Below are 16818 nucleotides of genomic sequence, written 5' to 3' on the forward strand. Positions count from 1 at the left end.
GCGGCCGATTCCGACCAAATCGTGACATCTGACGGTCTAGCCGGCGAATGTTTCATCACTGTGCCGACATGTTTAATAAAATGTTTCGTCCTGTCTTTACCTATGATTCAGCCACATCTTTCCTCAGCTGAGCGACTTGACGGCAACACCTGCCAGCGCGATAAAGCCGCCCATGAAAACGTCTTTCGCCATTTGTGGCATTTGCATTATTGGCTAGCCTCGCGCTGGTCCGGACGTTTTCGCCTCATCTTTCCCCAGATCGGAAAAACGCCCCGGCCAGCAGGCTGGAGCCTGATTTGTGCCTTCGGCGCGAAGTTGGTTCCGGCAAACACAAATTAAGGACCGGGACCGCATGTCTGACGCATCGAAGGGCCTCAACCTCTACAACACGCTAACGCGGACGAAGGAGCGATTCATCCCGATCGATCCGTTGAACGTGCGCATGTATGTCTGCGGCCCGACCGTCTACGACTTTGCCCATATCGGCAATGCGCGTCCGGCGATCGTCTTCGACGTGCTTTTCCGTCTGTTGCGCCAAGTCTATGGCGAAACGCATGTCACGTATGTGCGCAACATCACGGATGTCGACGACAAGATAAATGCCAGGGCGCTGCGCGACTTCGGCGAGGCGATCGCGGCCGGCAAGCTCTCGCTCAACGATGCGATCCGCAAGGTCACCGAAAAGACCGCCGACCAGTATCACAAGGATGTCGCCGCACTTGGCTGCCTGCAGCCGACCTACGAGCCGCGAGCGACCGAGTTCGTCGCGCCCCGGGCCGACGGCAAGGCCGACATGCTGTCGCTGATTTCGCAGCTGATCGAGCGCGGCCACGCCTATGTCGCCGGCGGCGAGGTGCTGTTCGACACCGCTTCGATGCCGGACTATGGCGAGTTGTCGAAGCGCAATCTCGACGAGCAGCAGGCAGGCGCGCGCATCGCCGTCGACGCGCACAAGAAGAACCCCGGCGATTTCGTGCTGTGGAAGCTGTCTTCGCCTGAGGAACCCGGCTGGGAGAGCCCATGGGGCAGGGGCCGGCCCGGCTGGCACATCGAATGCTCGGCGATGTCCGCCGCCTATCTCGGCGAGGTCTTCGACATCCATGGCGGCGGGCTGGACCTGATCTTCCCGCACCACGAGAACGAGATCGCCCAGTCGCGCTGCGCCCACGGAACCAAGGTCATGGCCAATGTCTGGATGCATAACGGCTTCCTGCAGGTCGAAGGCCAGAAGATGTCGAAGAGCCTCGGCAACTTCTATTCGATCCACGAGCTCCTGGAGACGGACACTTTCGGCGGCCGCACCTGGCCTGGCGAGGTGCTCAGGCTGGCGATGCTGATGACGCACTATCGCGAACCGATCGACTTTTCCGTGCGCAAGCTGGAGGAGGCGGAAAACACATTGCGCAAATGGAAGCGCGCGGCGGACCTTGCGCCGGCGGCGGCAAAGGAGCTTCCCGCCGAGGTGGTGGAAGCGCTGTGCGACGACCTCGCCACCTATACGGCCTTCCAGCGGCTCACGCAGCTTGCCGGCGAGGCGGGCGATGCCGGCGGCGAGAAAGCCGCCGGGTCCTTGAAGGCGGCGCTGGCTTTCCTGGGCTTCGACGTCGGCACGGCCAAGGTGGACGAGGAAGCGATCGCCAAGGCGATAGCCGATCGGCTCGCGCTGATCGCCGCCAAGAACTGGGCCGAAGCCGACCGCCTGCGTGATGAGTTGCTGGCGCAAGGCGTGCAGTTGAAGGACGGCAAGGACCCCGCCACCGGCGAGCGCGTGACGACGTGGGAGATCAAGCGATGAGACAACTTCGGCGATTGGCGAAACCATCGGCGACGGCCAATCTCCCCCCTTGCGGGGGAGATGTCCGGCAGGACAGAGGGGGGTGTGAAGGAACGCCAGCGTTCAAACTTCCCCACTCTCATGCCAGCCATTTCCTGAGAGTGCAGCGCTCCCTAGTTGCTACGCCGGCGGGACAGCACCCCCCTCTGTCCTGCCGGACATCTCCCCCGCAAGGGGGGAGATCAGATGTCGCGTGCGGTTTCGCTAATCTCCAGCGTAGGGCGGCCTGAGCATGGGTCACGACCGCGTTCCCTCTCATCAGCGCAAGAACGCCAAATCGATGCGGCGTGCGATGACCGATGCCGAGCTGAAGCTCTGGAACGAATTGCGTGCGCACAGGCTCATGGGCATGAGCTTTCGGCGGCAGGTGCCGATTGGACCTTACATTGTTGACTTCGCTTGTTCTGCGCATCGCCTCATAGTTGAGGTCGATGGCAGCCAGCATGGCGATGGGGAACACTCCCGTCGCGACGAGGAGAGAACTGCCTATCTAGCCGCCACTGGCTGGACCATCCTGCGCTTCTGGAACGACGACGTGATCCGCGATATCGACAATGTCTGCCAGCACATCGTCAACGACGACGTGATCCGCGATATCGACAATGTCTGCCAGCACATCGTCATCGTGGCCGGCCTGGCCGTCGCGCCCGCGCCACCAACGGAGGAGCTCGTCTCGTGATCGACCATCTTGGCATCAACGTATCCGATTTCGACGCATCCAAGACCTTCTACGACAAGGCGATGGCGCCGCTGGGGGCATCGCTGCTCTACATGGTGCCTCAGGAATATACCGGCGGCGCCAAGGTAGGCGGCTATGGCCGCGACCGGCCGGTGTTCTGGTTGAGCGACAGCACGGACAAGCCGAGATCCACCCAGCATGTCGCCTTCAGCGCGCGCAGCCGCGCCGAGGTCGACGCTTTCCACGCGGCAGCACTTGCGGCCGGCGGCAAGGACAATGGCGGACCGGGTCTGCGCCCGCATTACCACCCCAACTATTACGGCGCCTTCGTCTTCGATCCCGACGGCAACAATGTCGAGGCGGTCTGCCATGACCCGGAGTGAGCCCCAAAAGCAGCCCATGATCGGGAGTGTGTCATGAGCCTTGACAACCGGCCTGTCTACACCGGCGGCTGCCAGTGCGGCGCCGTGCGTTTCCGCGTCGAAGGGGCGCTGGGCGAAGCCTCTGTCTGCCATTGCCGCATGTGCCAGAAGGCGAGCGGGAACTTCTATCTGCCGCTGGTCTCGGTGCGCGGCGCCATGCTCGACTGGACGCGCGGCGAGCCCAAACGCTTCCGCTCGTCCAATGCCGCCTGGCGCGGCTTCTGCGCTGAATGCGGCACGCCGCTGACCTTCGAGGCCCCCGACGGCGTGGCGCTTGCGATCGCCGCCTTCGATGACCCGACCGGCATCGCGCCAACCATCCAGTGGGGGACAGAGGCAAAACTTCCCTATGTCGACGGCATCCCCAAGCTGCCGTCCGAGGACACGATGGCCGATATCGCCTCGGCGCCTTACCTCGCCGAGCTCGTCTCCTACCAGCATCCCGATCACGACACCGACCAATGGCCACCGGAGGAAAGATGATGACCGAAAACGTTCGAACCGGTGGCTGCCAGTGTGGCGCCGTGCGCTTCCGCATCAAGGGCAAGCTCGGGCGCCCCTCCATCTGCCATTGCCGCATGTGCCAGAAACAGTTCGGCAATTTCTTCGGCGCGCTGGTGACGGTGCCGAAGGACGGCGTCGAATGGACCCATGAGGAGCCGAGCTATTTCCAGTCCTCGGTCAACATCGATCGCGGTTTCTGCGCCCGCTGCGGCACGCCGCTGACCTATCGCCAGCCCGGCGCGCTGGAGATCGCGATCGGCGCCTTCGACGACCGCTCCGACCTCGCGCCGCAGATCCAGGTCAACTACGCGGTTCGGCTGCCCTGGGTGGAGAAGATCTTCGAGGCGCCGATCCTCGACGATCCCGACTTCTATCGACGGCAGGAGCAGATCATTTCCTTCCAGCATCCCGACCACGAGACGGCCAACTGGCCGCAGCAGGGCTTGAAACTATGACGATCCACGGCAGTTCGTTGCGTATGCTCTATCCGGAGATCGAGCCGTTCGAGTCAGGCATGCTCGATGTCGGCGACGGCCACACCATCTATTGGGAACGCTGCGGCACCAAGGGCGCCAAGCCCGCCGTGTTCCTGCATGGCGGCCCGGGCGGCACCATCTCGCCGAAACACCGGCGTCTGTTCGACCCGAAGCTCTACGACGTTATCCTGTTCGACCAGCGCGGTTGCGGCAAGTCGACGCCCAACGCTTCGCTCGAGGCCAACACCACCTGGCATCTCGTCGCCGATATCGAGCGCCTGCGCGAAATGGCGGGCTTCGACAAATGGCTTGTCTTCGGCGGCTCCTGGGGCTCGACGCTGGCGCTCGCCTACGCCGAGACGCATCCGGACCGCGTCAGCGAATTGGTCGTGCGCGGCATCTATACGCTGACCCGCGCCGAGCTCGAATGGTATTATCAGTTCGGCGTATCGGAAATGTTTCCCGACAAATGGGAGCGTTTTCTGGCGCCGATCCCTGAGGCCGAGCGCGGCGACATGATGGCCGCCTATCGCAAGCGGCTGGTCGGGTCCGACCGCAAGGCTCAAGTTCAGGCAGCCCTTGCCTGGAGCCTCTGGGAAGGCGAGACGATCACGCTGCTGCCAGAGCCGGAAACCAGCACGCCGTTCGGCCAGGACGACTACGCGGTGGCCTTCGCCCGCATCGAGAACCATTACTTCGTCCATGCCGGCTGGCTGGAGGAAGGCCAGCTGCTGCGCGACGCCTGGAAGCTGAAGGACATTCCGGGCACCATCGTCCACGGCCGCTACGACATGCCGTGTCCGGCAAAATATGCATGGGCGCTGCACAAGGCCTGGCCGAAGGCGGACTTCCACCTGATCGAAGGCGCCGGCCATGCCTATTCGGAGCCGGGGATTCTGGATCGGCTGATCCGGGCGACGGATGGGTTCGCCGGCAAGAGATGATATTACCGGCCGCAAGGCCAGAGGAGGGTGCTGAGCACCCACGCAGCCATGACAAAGCAACGCCTTTATCTCTTCGACACGACCCTCCGCGACGGCCAGCAGACGCCGGGCATCGACTTTTCCGTCGAGGACAAGATCGCCATCGCCAAAATGCTCGACGAGTTCGGCATCGACTATGTCGAAGGCGGCTATCCGGGTGCCAATCCGACCGACACAGCTTTCTTTCAGAAGAAGCGGACTGAGCGCGCGAAATTCGTCGCCTTCGGCATGACCAAGCGGGCAGGGATCTCGGCTTCCAACGACCCGGGATTGGCGGCGCTGGTGCAGTCGAGGTCCGACGCCATCTGCTTCGTCGCCAAGAGCTGGGACTATCACGTGCGCGTCGCGCTCGGCTGCACCAACGAGGAGAACCTGGAGTCGACCAAGACCTCGGTGGAAACCGCTGTCGCGGCTGGCAAGGAAGCCATGGTCGACTGCGAGCATTTCTTCGACGGGTTCAAGGCCAATCCGGACTACGCGCTGGCCTGCGCTAGGAGGGCCTATGAAGCCGGCGCGCGCTGGGTGGTGCTGTGCGACACCAATGGCGGCACGCAGCCTTCGGAAGTGCGCGAAATCGTCGGCAAGGTCATCGCGCACGGCATTCCTGGCGATCATCTCGGCATCCATGCCCATGACGACACCGGACAGGCGGTGGCGAATTCCCTTGCCGCGGTCGAGGCCGGCGTGCGCCAGATCCAGGGCACGCTGAACGGCATCGGCGAGCGCTGCGGCAACGCCAATCTCATCTCCATCATCCCGACGCTGGCGCTGAAGCCCGCCTTCGCCGATCGTTTTGAGACCGGCATTTCGGCCGAGGCACTGACCGGAATATCGAGGCTTTCCCGTGCGTTCGATGAATTGCTCAACCGCGCGCCGGAAGCGCAGGCGCCCTATGTCGGCTCATCGGCATTTGCCACCAAGGCCGGCATCCATGCCTCGGCTTTGGCCAAGGAGCCGGCGACCTATGAGCATGTCCCGCCGGAAGCCGTGGGCAACCGCCGCCGCGTCATGGTCTCCGACCAGGGCGGCAAGGCCAATTTCCTCGCCGAGCTGAAGCGGCGCGGCATCGACGTGCCGAAGGACGATCACCGGCTCGACGCGCTGATCGCCGTGGTCAAGGAGCGCGAGGCCGAAGGCTATGCCTATGAAGGCGCCGACGCCTCGTTCGAATTGTTGGCCCGCAAGATGCTGCACGGCCTGCCGGAGTTCTTCAACGTCACCTCGTTCCGCTGCATGGTCGAGCGCCGCTTCGACGCCAACGGCAATCTGAAGACCGTCTCCGAGGCGATCGTGAAGGTCGAGGTCGACGGCGAGGAGAAGATGTCGGTCGCCGAAGGCCACGGCCCGGTCAACGCGCTCGACATCGCGCTGCGCAAGGACCTCGGCAAATATCAGAGCGAGATCGCCGATCTCGAGCTCGCGGACTTCAAGGTGCGTATCCTCAACGGCGGCACCGAGGCGATCACCCGCGTTCTGATCGAATCGCACGATTCCACCGGTGCCCGCTGGTGGACCGTCGGCGTGTCGGAAAACATCATCGACGCCTCCTTCCAGGCGTTGATGGATTCGATCGTCTACAAGCTGATGAAGAACCGCGACATGGCGGGGTTGGTGGCGGCGGAATAGGGCTCCTTTCCTCGCCCCCGCAAAGCGGGGGAGAGGTGGCCCGGCGCAGCCGGGACGCAGCGGGAGAGCGACCTGCGCGAAGCCAGGGTCCAAGAAGGAAAGGGCGCAGCAGGGTCGCTAATTCCCCATTTTCTAGACTTTGCGAAAACCCCTCTCCGTCCCGGCTTCGCCGGGCCACCTCTCCCCACTGCGTGGGGCGAGGAACTTGCGCGAGGCGTTTGAACCATCACGAAAAGTCCGTTGATCCATCATAATTTTGTGATGGTCTTGGGCGATCCGCTGGGCCATAGCGTCAGGCCATGGTCACCGCTACAGCCGATCTCGATCAGGATGCCAAGGCCCGCCGCGGTTTCCTCCTGGCGCTCGGCGCCTATTTCCTCTGGGGGCTGCTGCCCTTCTACATGAAGGCGGTGGCGCATTTGCCGCTCGCCGAGGTGATCGCCAACCGCGTCGTCTGGTCGGTGCCGATCGCGGCGGCGGTGCTCATCTGGGCCGGCCGCACCGCCGACTCCAAGGCGGCGATCCGCTCGCCGAAGAGCCTTGCCATGGCGGCGCTGACGGCGGTGCTGATCTCGATCAACTGGGGCATCTATGTCTGGGCGATCGCGGTCGACCGCACCGTCGAAACCGCGCTCGGCTATTACATCAACCCGCTGGTGGTCGTCGTTGTCGGTGCGGTGCTGCTCGGCGAGCGGCTCGACCGGTTGCAGATCGCCGCGGTGGCGCTGGCCGCGGTCGCGGTGATGGTGCTCACAATCGAGGCCGGCAAATTGCCCTGGGTGTCGCTGGCGCTCGCCTTCTCCTTCGCCGCCTACGGCTTCTTCCGCAAGACACTGCCGATCGGCCCGAGCCAGGGGTTCCTGCTCGAAGTGCTTTTGCTGTCGGTGCCGGCGCTCTGCTACATCGTCTACCTGATCGCCACCGGCCAGGATCATCTGATTTCCGGCACAGGCGCCGACACCGCATTGCTGATCGGCTGCGGCCCGGTCACCGCAGTGCCGCTGCTGCTCTTTGCCTTCGGCGCCAGGCTGCTGCGCCTGTCCACCATCGGCATCATGCAATATATCGCGCCGACCATGGTATTCCTGATCGCCGTGCTGATCTTCGACGAGCCGTTCGGCGGCACCCAGGCTGTCGCCTTTGCGCTGATCTGGGCAGCTCTGGCCATGTATAGCTGGTCGATGTTCAGGGGGCGCGAGGTCCGCCCGCCGGCTCCCGCGACGAGATAAGCACAGTGCGAGACGGTTTTCCGTCCGGAATGCGTAAACAAGAAGCAGAGGACGCCCGATGTACGTTCTGCATATCGGCAACAAGAACTATTCGTCCTGGTCGCTGCGCCCGTGGCTGCTGATGCGTGTCCTTGGTATTCCCTTCGAGGAGCGGCTGACGCCGTTCCCGACCGGATCGAGTTTCGGCCTCTACCGGCAGTTCTCGCCAAATGGACGCGTGCCCTGTCTTGTCGATGATGGCTGGGCCGTCTGGGATACGCTCTCGATCGTCGAATACCTTGCGGAACGCCATCAGGGCGTCTGGCCGTCGGAGACGAAGGCGCGCGCCTGGGCGCGCTCGGCCGCCGCCGAGATGCATTCGAGCTTCACCGCGCTGCGCAATGACTGCCCGATGAGCTGCGGCGTGCGGGTAAAGCTTTCGCCCATGTCCGGCGCGCTGAAGTACGACATCTTCCGCATGGGAGACTTGTGGAACGATGGCTTTGCGCGTTTCGGCGGACCTTTCCTGGCCGGCGACCGTTTTGGTGCCGTCGATGCCTTCTTCGCCCCCATCGCGTTCAGGGCGCAGTCCTATGGCCTGGCATTCGAAGGCGCAGCCGCCGCCTATCCGTCGCGGCTGCTCGACCTGCCGGCCATGCGCGAATGGTACGCGGCCGGACTTGCCGAGACGTGGCGCGAACCCGACCACGAAGCCGAAGTCGCCGCCGCCGGCGCCATCGTCGAGGATCTGCGGGCAACCGCTTGACGCGATTGCTTCAGACCCGCCCCAGCCGCCGCACGATCGTATAGACGATGCCGGCGATGACGACCGAGATCGCCGTCACCACCCAGAAACCCAGCGGCGTGTCGACCAGCGGCAACCCGCCGACGTTCATGCCGAACAGGCCGGAGATGATGGTCATCGGCAACAGCACCGCCGTCATGACGGACAGGATATAGAGCAACTGGTTCGACCGTTCGGTGAGCTTGGCCATCAGCTCGTCCTGCAACAGGCGCGTGCGCGCCTGCAACTGCTCGCCGTCGTGATGCAGCGTGTGCGCTCGGTGCGATAGCCGCGTCGCCATGTCGTTGATCGGGTCCGGCAGCTCGTTGCGATGCGAATGGTCGAGGTGGCGGAAGAGGTTGGTGAGCGTCGCCATCTGCCGGTGGATCAGAACCAGCTGCCGGCGCGCATCGACCAGCGCCTGGCGCTCGCTGTGCCATGCATCGACGACGATCCGGTCCTCGATGCCGTCCAGCGTATCGCCCATCTTGTCAAGCTCGGCCGCCATGCCGTCGAGCGACTGGCCCATCACCGCCTCGATCAGCTCGGCCGGCGTGCGGAATTTTCGCGTGCCGCCCTCCACCAGCTTGCGGATCTTATCGACCGATTCCAGCGGCTGCTTGCGGGCGCCGACCAGCATCTTGTCGTTGAAGGCGAAACGGAAATGCGTGAGCCCGCGCGCCTCGGCGAAGTCATGCCTGAGGTCGGGCAGGTCGCCATAGAGGAAGTCGTCCTCGAAATCGATCTGGCAGCCATGGCTGGGCGACAGGAAGGCATCGCGCACCGGCTGCGGCAGGGCCTGCTCGGCGCCGATCTCCTGGCGGGCGCGCATGTCGGTGATCTGGTAGCTGCGCCAACTCCAATGCGCCTCGGCGGGATCCTTGGTGCGGGAGCCATCGGCCTTGAAATGATAGATGAAGAACAGCCCGTGCTCGTCCGGCAGATAGGGCGAGAGGTCGGTGCCTTCGGCGGGGAGGGCGATGTTCATGGCGGCTTCGCCGGCTCTTGGTGCGGTCAGGGGTCGCGGGGGGCGGCCAGTGCAAACCTACCATGGCGATTGCCGCCCAGTGTGACAGTTTGGTGACCGTCTTTACGGCTGCAGCCACTCTCGACAGAGCCGTCCTATCGTTGGCCGAACTGGCTGCGCAGCCGTGGCGTTGCGATCAAACGGCAGCTCGCTTCGCCTGCCTATCCAGTCGCCAGCCATTTGCGCGACATCGCGAAGGTCCTGAAAGATTTTGGGTCCATCGGACGCCCGAAAGCGTAGCCTTGCAGGATGTCGCAGCCAAGCTCTTTCAGGATGCGCGCGTGTTCCATCGTCTCGACGCCTTCCGCCACGACCCCGATGCCGAGCGATTTGCCGATCTCGATGATTGACGACACCAGCCGCCGCTGCGCCGCCGAGCCCGTTATCGGCGTGACGAGCTGCCGGTCGATTTTGAGACGGCGCGGTTGCAGTTTGAGCAGGCTGACGACGGATGCATGGCCCGTGCCGAAATCGTCGATCTCGATGTCGATCCCGAACTCCTTGATGTGCTCGATGTTCCAGGCGACAAGCTCGTCATTTTCGTCCAGGAAAATGGATTCCACGAGCTCGAACGAGACGGTTCCCTCCTTGATCGCCAGCATGCGCAGGCCGTTGATCAGGTCTTTGTCCTCCAGCCTTCGTGCTGAGACGTTGACGGAAAAGCGCGGAATGTTGAGGCCGTCGCGCGACCAGCGCTGGAAATTCTCCAGCGTTTGTTCGAGGATCGTGCGGTCGATCAGCGAGACCACATTCAATTCCTCGGCCACTTTGAGGAAGATGTCGGGGGCGAGGATGCCGCGCCGTGGATGGCGCCAGCGCGACAGCGCCTCGACGCCGACGATCTCGAGCGTCTTGGCATCGAACTGTGGTTGATAGTAGGCGATAAACTCGTTGCGCTCCAGCCCGCTGAGGATCTCGTCAGCGGTCTGCTTGGTCCTGACGATCTCGCTCTGCAGCTCTTCGTTGAAGAACTCATAGCGGTTGCGACCGCGGCTCTTGGCTCGATAGAGCGCGAGATCGGCGTTGACCAGCAACTGCTTCGCATCGACGCCGCTAAGCGCCGCAATCCCGATGCTGACCCCAAAACGGCATTGGTGGCCTTTATAGTCGACGGGCTGGCGCATTTCTTCGATGATACGATCCGCTAGCGCGGCGAGCTCATTGTCATCGCGCCCCTGGCAAACCACAACGAACTCGTCCCCGCCGATGCGCGCCACGAAGTCGCCTGCCCGGGCGTTTGCTTTGATGACCTTCGAGGCATGCATGAGCATGGCGTCGCCCGCCGCATGGCCGAGCGTGTCGTTGATGTGCTTAAAGCGGTCGAGGTCGAGATGCAGCAGCGCAGTGCGATCCTCGGGCGAATTAGCCAGCATCTCATCGAGGTAACGGCGATTGGGCAGGCCGGTAAGTGAATCGTGCAGCGCGACATGCTCGATGCGCGCCTTGGCGGTCTTGAGTTCGGCATTCTTCGATTCCGACAATTGCCGTTCACGCACCAGATTCTCGTTGAGCAGAACGTCGCTGGTCACGTCCCATTCGGCCCCGACCATCTTCGGCGTGCCGTCGCTGTCCTGGAAGTAGCTTGCGCGCGCGCGCACATGGCGGACGGTGCCGTCTGGGCGAAGCAGTCGATACTGCGACGAGTAGGGACCTTTTGCACCCACGGCAAGGTCGAACTCGCGCCGTGCCCGCGCGACATCCTCGGGGTGGATCGCCAGTGCCCAGTCGTCATAGCCGCGCGGCTTCCCGTCGGCGGGCTTGTTGTAGATCTCATTGACGCGATCGTCCCACAGCAGCTCGTCGGTGAAGAGGTCTTGCTCCCACACGCCGATGCCTGAAGCCTCCAGCGCCAGTTCCAGTCTCCCGGACAGGCGCCTCAATTCAGCATAGTTTTTCTGCCTTTCGCCGAACAGCCGTCCGGCCACCAGGATGGGCAGCACCACCAGCACAGCGGCGAGCGCCATGAGCGCCTGCAAGCCCCGCTCGTTCTTCGGCACGGTCGGCCAACCGCCCTTGGGGATTGCCGATATGTGCCAGGAACCGAACGGCAGCTGCACGTCTGCCGTCACCGGATTGTTCTTGACGATGTCGGCGCTGCCGAAGAAGCGCTGGCCGCCACCGCCAAGCGCATCCTTTCCGATAAGCGCCACATCTATATCGAGATCAGGGTCGGTGAGGCCGCTTGCGGCGTAGAGCCGATCGATATCGATAGCCGCCGAGACAAGGCCCCAGAAGCGATCGCCGCCCCCCGCTGTCGGCACGAAGACAGGGATCCGGCCGATGAAGGCGCGCCCGCCCTGCCTGAGGTCGACGGGACCGGCAAGGACCGATATGCGCTGGTCGCGGGCCCTGAGCGCCGCCAAGCGTTGCGCCTCGTTCTTGCGGTAGTCGAGCCCGATCGCCTTCTCGTTGCCCTCCATCGGATACATCAGCGAAATGACGAGATCCGGCGCGCCGCCAACGTTGCGCAACTGCGATTTCTGCTTGAAGAGATTGGCAGCGAGGGAGGCAAATCTCTGCTGCCCCATATAGGGCTCGGTGACGATGGCCGAGACGAGGCCCTGAACCAGCTGGAGATTGCCGTTGATGTTTCCTTCCAGCTTGGCGCGGATGATATTGACCTTGTAGAGGACGTCCGCGCGCGTGAGTTGATCGGAAACCGTTTTGTTCTGCTGGTCGACGAAGATCGCGCAGATCAAGAGCACGACGAAAGCAATCGCCGCCGGCACGTTGGCGGAAGAGAAAACGGCCTGCCTGATGCGGCCGATATTGAAAATTTTCCCGGTCAATTCAACCCGAATAGCTTTCCTGGACGACGCTCCATCGATCGGAGGACGACGCCCCATCGATCGGAGTTAAAGGAAAGTGCTTAAATTAGAACTTCCATGCCAGCCTCAAATTGCGCCGTTCGCGGCCTGGAGGCTTGCCTTGAGCCAACAAACTCAAGCCATGATTAACGCCGGCCAACTGGGCCGTTCATCCCGCAAAAATCGCGATTTCCCGTTGCTCCCAAAAGAATCTTCCGCGTCCGGGAATAAAGCCCGGGCCTTCCGGGTCTTGGCTGTAGCGAGGCCGTCCTCCCAAGGCATGCATCAACCAATCCGGAAGGACTACGCGTATGAACAGAACCGTCTTCATCGCTCTCGCCATCCTCGTTGCCACCGGCAGCGCCTTTACCGGCAGCGACCGCTTCCCCTGGACGAATGGCGGCCAGCAGGCCGCGGCCGTCGACACCACCACCACCGCTTCATCGCGAAGCCGACATGGACCGCCACGACATGAAGCCGGCGGCCAGGATTGCTGCGGAAGAGCCCGGCCACTTGGGGTCGCTGAGCCGGCGGGACCGAAAGGTCCTCGCCCAGGAGGCGGGATCGAAGGTCCTGATGCCGGTGTGAGGAAGGCACGCCTCGCCCTGGGTCAACGACCAGACGTCCCGATCTCCCCGGAGCCGGCCGGTCTTCAGTCGGACCGGCCGGCTCCGGTTCCGCAGCCGGCGGAGGGTCGCACCGGGCCCTCCGCCAACCTCTCATACCGCCTGAAACCTGAAGCAAACGCCCAAGCCACAAGAGGAGATTTCCGATGTTCAACATGACACGCCGCATGGTGCTCGGTTCCGCCGCCGCCGCCGCCGCCTTCGGCATTGCCGGCAAGCTGGAATTCGCGCCCGCGGCTTACGCCGAAACCCCGGTCGAGCCGCTGGTCGGCTTCTACAAATACAAGGTGGGCTCGCTCGAGGTCACCGCCGTCTATGACGGCATCTGGCGCAAGCCGCACGACCCGGCCTTCATCAAGGATGTGTCGGTCGACGACACCAAGGCGGCACTCGCCAAGGCCGGACTGACCACCGAATTCATGCCGATCCCGCTCACCGTCGTGGTGCTCCAGATGAACGGCCGCACCATGATGATGGACGCCGGTTCAGGAGTCGGCCAGTGGCAGGCCAACGCCACGCATCTTCCGGCCAACATGAAGGCCGCCGGCATTGACTACAAGGCGATCGACACCATCACGATCTCGCATTTCCATCCCGACCATGTCTGGGGCCTGATGGAGAAAGGCACCAACAATCCGGTGTTCCCGAATGCCGAGCTGATCGTCAACGCCACCGAATACAATTGGTGGACGGATCCGAGCCGCCTCGCCAAGCTGCCCGAGGGCCGCAAGCCGGCGGGCAAGCGCATCGCCGAGAACTTTCCGAAATGGAAGAACTGGAAGCTGGTCGACGACGGCGCGGAAGTGGTGCCCGGCATCCGCCTCATGGCGGCGCCCGGCCACACGCCCGGCCATTCCGTCTACCATGTCGATGCCGGCTCCGAGCAGTTCCTCGTCTCGGCCGACACCATGTACGTGCCGGCGCTGCTTGCCCCGCATCCCGAATGGCAGGGCGCTTATGACCAGGATGGGCCGATGGCGATCACCACGCGCCACCGGATCATCGACCAGGTGATCGCCGACAATGTCCGCATCTGCGGTTCGCACTTCCCGTTCCCCGGCACAGGCAGCTTCGTCAAGGACGGCAACGCCTACGCCTTCACCCCAACCCAGATCTGATCTGAATCGGATCCTGAACAGAAAGCGACAACTCCAATGAAACACGCACTTTTCGCGGTGCTCGGCGCCATTGCGGTGCTGACCGCGGCCCCCATCGCCATCGCCGTCCCGGCCTATGCGGTGGACGATATCGAAGGCGCCGGCGCGCCGGACCTGACGGCCGTCAAGGCCAAGATCGAGGCCAAGGACTACAAGGGCGCGCTGACCGACCTGCGCGACCTTGCGCAGGACACCCAGCAGGCCGACGTCTACAACCTGCTCGGCTTCACGCTGCGCAAGACCGGCGACTACCAGACCTCGCTCACCTACTACACCAAGGCGCTGGAACTTCAGCCCGATCACAAGGCCGCGCATGAATATCTGGGCGAGCTCTATGTCGAGACCGGCGACATGGCCAAAGCGAACGAGCAGCTCGCCTCGCTGCAAAAACTCTGCCCGGCCGGCTGCGAGGAGCTTTCGGACCTCAAGCAGGCCATCGACACCAAGGTGACGAAGTAGGCGGCCCATAAGGGCTCGTCAGCCTTTTGGGCGCCACGGCGGTAGCGCCCGAAAACCGGAGCCGGCGTTCCTCTCCCTCGCGCCGGCTCCGACCTTTCAACGCGCGCGTCGATATGGACGCGCGGCGCCCCCCGTTTTCCAAAGTTTGGAGCCGACCATGACACCGATCGAACTTGCCGGAAAACTTCACGCCAGGGACGCGGTCCTGCTGGCCGGCCGCCTGCTTCTGTCGCTGATCTTCGTGCATGAGGGACTGCAACTGGCGACCCATTTCGAAGGCGCTCAGAAGGCGACGGCCGCGCTTGGCGTCGGCACGCCGCTGCTTTTGGCCGCCATCGCGCTGCAGCTCGGCGCCGGCCTCTCCGTGGCGCTCGGCATCCTGGCGCGGCTCGGCGCGATCGGCCTCGGCCTGTTCTGCCTGATGACGGCAACTCTCTTCCACACCAATTTCGCCAGCCAGAACGAATTGCTGCATTTCGAGAAGGATCTCGCCATCGCCGGCGGCATGTTCATCCTGGCGCTTTCCGGTTCCGGCAGGCTGTCGGTGGACAGGGTGCTGGCCGGGCTCGCGAAGGACACCAAGATCGATCCGCCTATTGAGCAGCATCTGTCGGTGGGGGAGACGAGCCTGCCGGTTTGAGGCGGCACGGAAACCTCTTTGGATTGCTGGCGCCGGATGCTATTTGCTCGGGTCCCAAACTGAAGACGTCGCCTTGAATACGACAAGCCTACTGCGCCATATCAACGCCAGGCGTTGCCTGAGACTGCTGCAAAACGGCCGGCAGCTCTCGCGCGCCGACATGGCCCGCCAGCTCGGCCTGACAAGGGCCACGATCGGCAACGCCATGCGCGTCCTGCTCGATGCCGGCCTTGTCGTCGAGAGCGCCGAAATGTCCCCCGAAACGCGCAAGGGCCGGCCGGGCGTGGGCGTGTCGCTCAATCCTTCGGGGGCGTATTTTGTCGGCGCCGATGTCGGCACGCGTTCCTTGACCGGAGTGCTGCTCGACCTGCAGATGAATGTCGTCAGCCGCATCGTCGAGCCGACCGGTCCGCGCTACCGCGACGCCGGGCATATATCGGCAAGGCTGCTCTCCCTGATCGAGAGGCTGCTGAACGAAAATCCCGCTCTGCAGGACAAGGTGGAGGGCATCGGCATTTCGGTGCCGGGCCTCGTCGGCCGCGACGGCAGCGTGGTGCATGCGCCGTTCCTGGAATGGCGCAACTATCCCCTGCAGGCGGAACTGACGGCCAAGTCGCCGGCCGACTGGTCGGTCATGGTCTGCAACGACGCTTTCGCCTTCGCCAATGCCGAGCTTGCCGCCTCCGCCACGGCCAAGGCCGGCAGCATGCTGGTCGTTCTCCTGGCCGAGGGCATCGGCGGCGCCATCATCGATGACGGCCGTGTCGTGATGGGCGGGCACGGCTACTCCGGCGAAATCGGCCACACCATCGTTTCCGCCGGCGGCCGCGTCGATACGTTCGAGATGCTGGCTGGCGCCAAACTTTTCACGCGGCTGTTCGAAGAGGGGCAGCCAATGGCCGACGGCGTCCAGATGCTGCTTGCAAGCGTCGGCAGCAAGGACGTGGACGCCGTGCTCGACGCCTGGGTCAGCGGCCTTTCCGCCGGCCTCGTCAACGCCATCCATCTGCTCGACCCCGGGCGCATCGTGCTTGGCGGCCCGTTGGCCGGCCTCTATCCCAAGCTCGGCCGGCGCATCCAGGCCGATATCAAGAGGCGGCTTCTGGCGGGCTTCGCGATGCCCGAGATCAGGGTGGCGCAGTTCGGCGCTGATGGCGCCGCGATCGGCGCGGCGGCGACCATCCGCGACACGCTTTTCGCTCTCCCGGACCTCGAGGCCAGCACGCTGTAGTTCCCCGGCACCGAAGTCCGCTATGTCTGCGTGGTAGGTGGCATGCCTTGGAGATTGGCCGGAACGCCCACCGATTCGTCACCCTCGGGTCTGCGCGCGTCGCTTCGCTCCTTGCTCCGCCCGTGGATGACGACGTTGGGGAGGCTTCCGCCAATCTCCGGCGTTTGCGCTGATTTCACGGAAATAGACGGTGAAAATCCAGTCCCTGTGCTGAGGAACTGGCTGTCATTTCCAAGGTTTTTCTTGCACGCACTGGCGAACAGCGGGGCGCCGCGACAGTCCATTTGGGGAGCCAACTCAAAGCATTAGCGCCAACCGCGACCATGCGAAGTCGATCCATCGTCGCATCCCGCAA

The 16818-nt window shown here is 63.7% G+C and carries 15 protein-coding genes; 13 read left to right on the forward strand and 2 right to left on the reverse strand.

Annotated features, from left to right (window positions below):
* Positions 1 to 352: 352 nt before the first annotated feature.
* From cysS to FJ424_RS06235, 9 genes are all read left to right on the forward strand, one after another.
* On the forward strand, positions 353 to 1795 hold the full coding sequence (cysS, locus tag FJ424_RS06190; RefSeq protein WP_140651685.1) for a cysteine--tRNA ligase: 1443 nt from the start codon (positions 353 to 355) through the stop codon (positions 1793 to 1795).
* 271 nt (positions 1796 to 2066) lie between these two features.
* Positions 2067 to 2513: an endonuclease domain-containing protein gene (locus FJ424_RS06200; RefSeq protein ID WP_140651687.1), complete on the forward strand. Its 447-nt coding sequence runs from the start codon at positions 2067 to 2069 to the stop codon at positions 2511 to 2513.
* On the forward strand, positions 2510 to 2896 hold the full coding sequence (locus FJ424_RS06205) for a VOC family protein (protein ID WP_140651688.1): 387 nt from the start codon (positions 2510 to 2512) through the stop codon (positions 2894 to 2896). Before FJ424_RS06200 ends, FJ424_RS06205 begins: the two co-directional genes overlap by 4 nt.
* A gap of 33 nt (positions 2897 to 2929) precedes the next feature.
* Entirely contained in the window at positions 2930 to 3418 is a 489-nt protein-coding gene (locus FJ424_RS06210; protein ID WP_140651690.1) for a GFA family protein, read from the forward strand.
* Entirely contained in the window at positions 3418 to 3894 is a 477-nt protein-coding gene (locus FJ424_RS06215; protein WP_140651939.1) for a GFA family protein, read from the forward strand. The genes FJ424_RS06210 and FJ424_RS06215 overlap by 1 nt, the downstream gene beginning before the upstream one ends.
* Positions 3891 to 4859 (forward strand): prolyl aminopeptidase, encoded by a 969-nt coding sequence (gene pip, locus FJ424_RS06220; RefSeq protein WP_140651692.1) that lies wholly within the window; start codon positions 3891 to 3893, stop codon positions 4857 to 4859. Before FJ424_RS06215 ends, pip begins: the two co-directional genes overlap by 4 nt.
* Before the next feature lie 48 nt (positions 4860 to 4907).
* A complete protein-coding gene (cimA, locus tag FJ424_RS06225) occupies positions 4908 to 6524 on the forward strand; it encodes a citramalate synthase (RefSeq protein WP_140651694.1) in 1617 nt (538 codons plus the stop codon).
* Positions 6525 to 6823: 299 nt separating this feature from the next.
* The gene (rarD, locus tag FJ424_RS06230) at positions 6824 to 7753 is read left to right on the forward strand and encodes an EamA family transporter RarD (protein WP_140651695.1); all 930 of its coding nucleotides are present in this window, start codon (positions 6824 to 6826) and stop codon (positions 7751 to 7753) included.
* A gap of 58 nt (positions 7754 to 7811) precedes the next feature.
* Complete coding sequence (locus FJ424_RS06235) at positions 7812 to 8498, forward strand: glutathione S-transferase (RefSeq protein WP_140651697.1); 687 nt, start codon at positions 7812 to 7814, stop codon at positions 8496 to 8498.
* A 10-nt stretch (positions 8499 to 8508) separates the two neighbouring features.
* Here FJ424_RS06235 and FJ424_RS06240 read toward each other — a convergent pair whose 3' ends face one another.
* The gene (locus FJ424_RS06240) at positions 8509 to 9504 is read right to left on the reverse strand and encodes a transporter (RefSeq protein WP_140651698.1); all 996 of its coding nucleotides are present in this window, start codon (positions 9502 to 9504) and stop codon (positions 8509 to 8511) included.
* 200 nt (positions 9505 to 9704) lie between these two features.
* On the reverse strand, positions 9705 to 12332 hold the full coding sequence (locus FJ424_RS06245; protein ID WP_226891930.1) for an EAL domain-containing protein: 2628 nt from the start codon (positions 12330 to 12332) through the stop codon (positions 9705 to 9707).
* Positions 12333 to 13122: 790 nt separating this feature from the next.
* Here FJ424_RS06245 and FJ424_RS06255 point away from each other — a divergent pair.
* From FJ424_RS06255 to FJ424_RS06270, 4 genes are all read left to right on the forward strand, one after another.
* Complete coding sequence (locus tag FJ424_RS06255; protein ID WP_140651704.1) at positions 13123 to 14094, forward strand: MBL fold metallo-hydrolase; 972 nt, start codon at positions 13123 to 13125, stop codon at positions 14092 to 14094.
* Between the two features lie 36 nt (positions 14095 to 14130).
* On the forward strand, positions 14131 to 14592 hold the full coding sequence (locus tag FJ424_RS06260; RefSeq protein ID WP_140651706.1) for a tetratricopeptide repeat protein: 462 nt from the start codon (positions 14131 to 14133) through the stop codon (positions 14590 to 14592).
* A gap of 157 nt (positions 14593 to 14749) precedes the next feature.
* A complete protein-coding gene (locus FJ424_RS06265) occupies positions 14750 to 15232 on the forward strand; it encodes a DoxX family protein (protein ID WP_140651708.1) in 483 nt (160 codons plus the stop codon).
* A gap of 73 nt (positions 15233 to 15305) precedes the next feature.
* Positions 15306 to 16463, forward strand: a complete 1158-nt coding sequence (locus FJ424_RS06270) for an ROK family transcriptional regulator (protein WP_140651709.1) — start codon at positions 15306 to 15308, stop codon at positions 16461 to 16463.
* Positions 16464 to 16818 lie beyond the last annotated feature (355 nt).

This window comes from Mesorhizobium sp. B3-1-8, assembly GCF_006439495.1.
GTDB lineage: Bacteria > Pseudomonadota > Alphaproteobacteria > Rhizobiales > Rhizobiaceae > Mesorhizobium.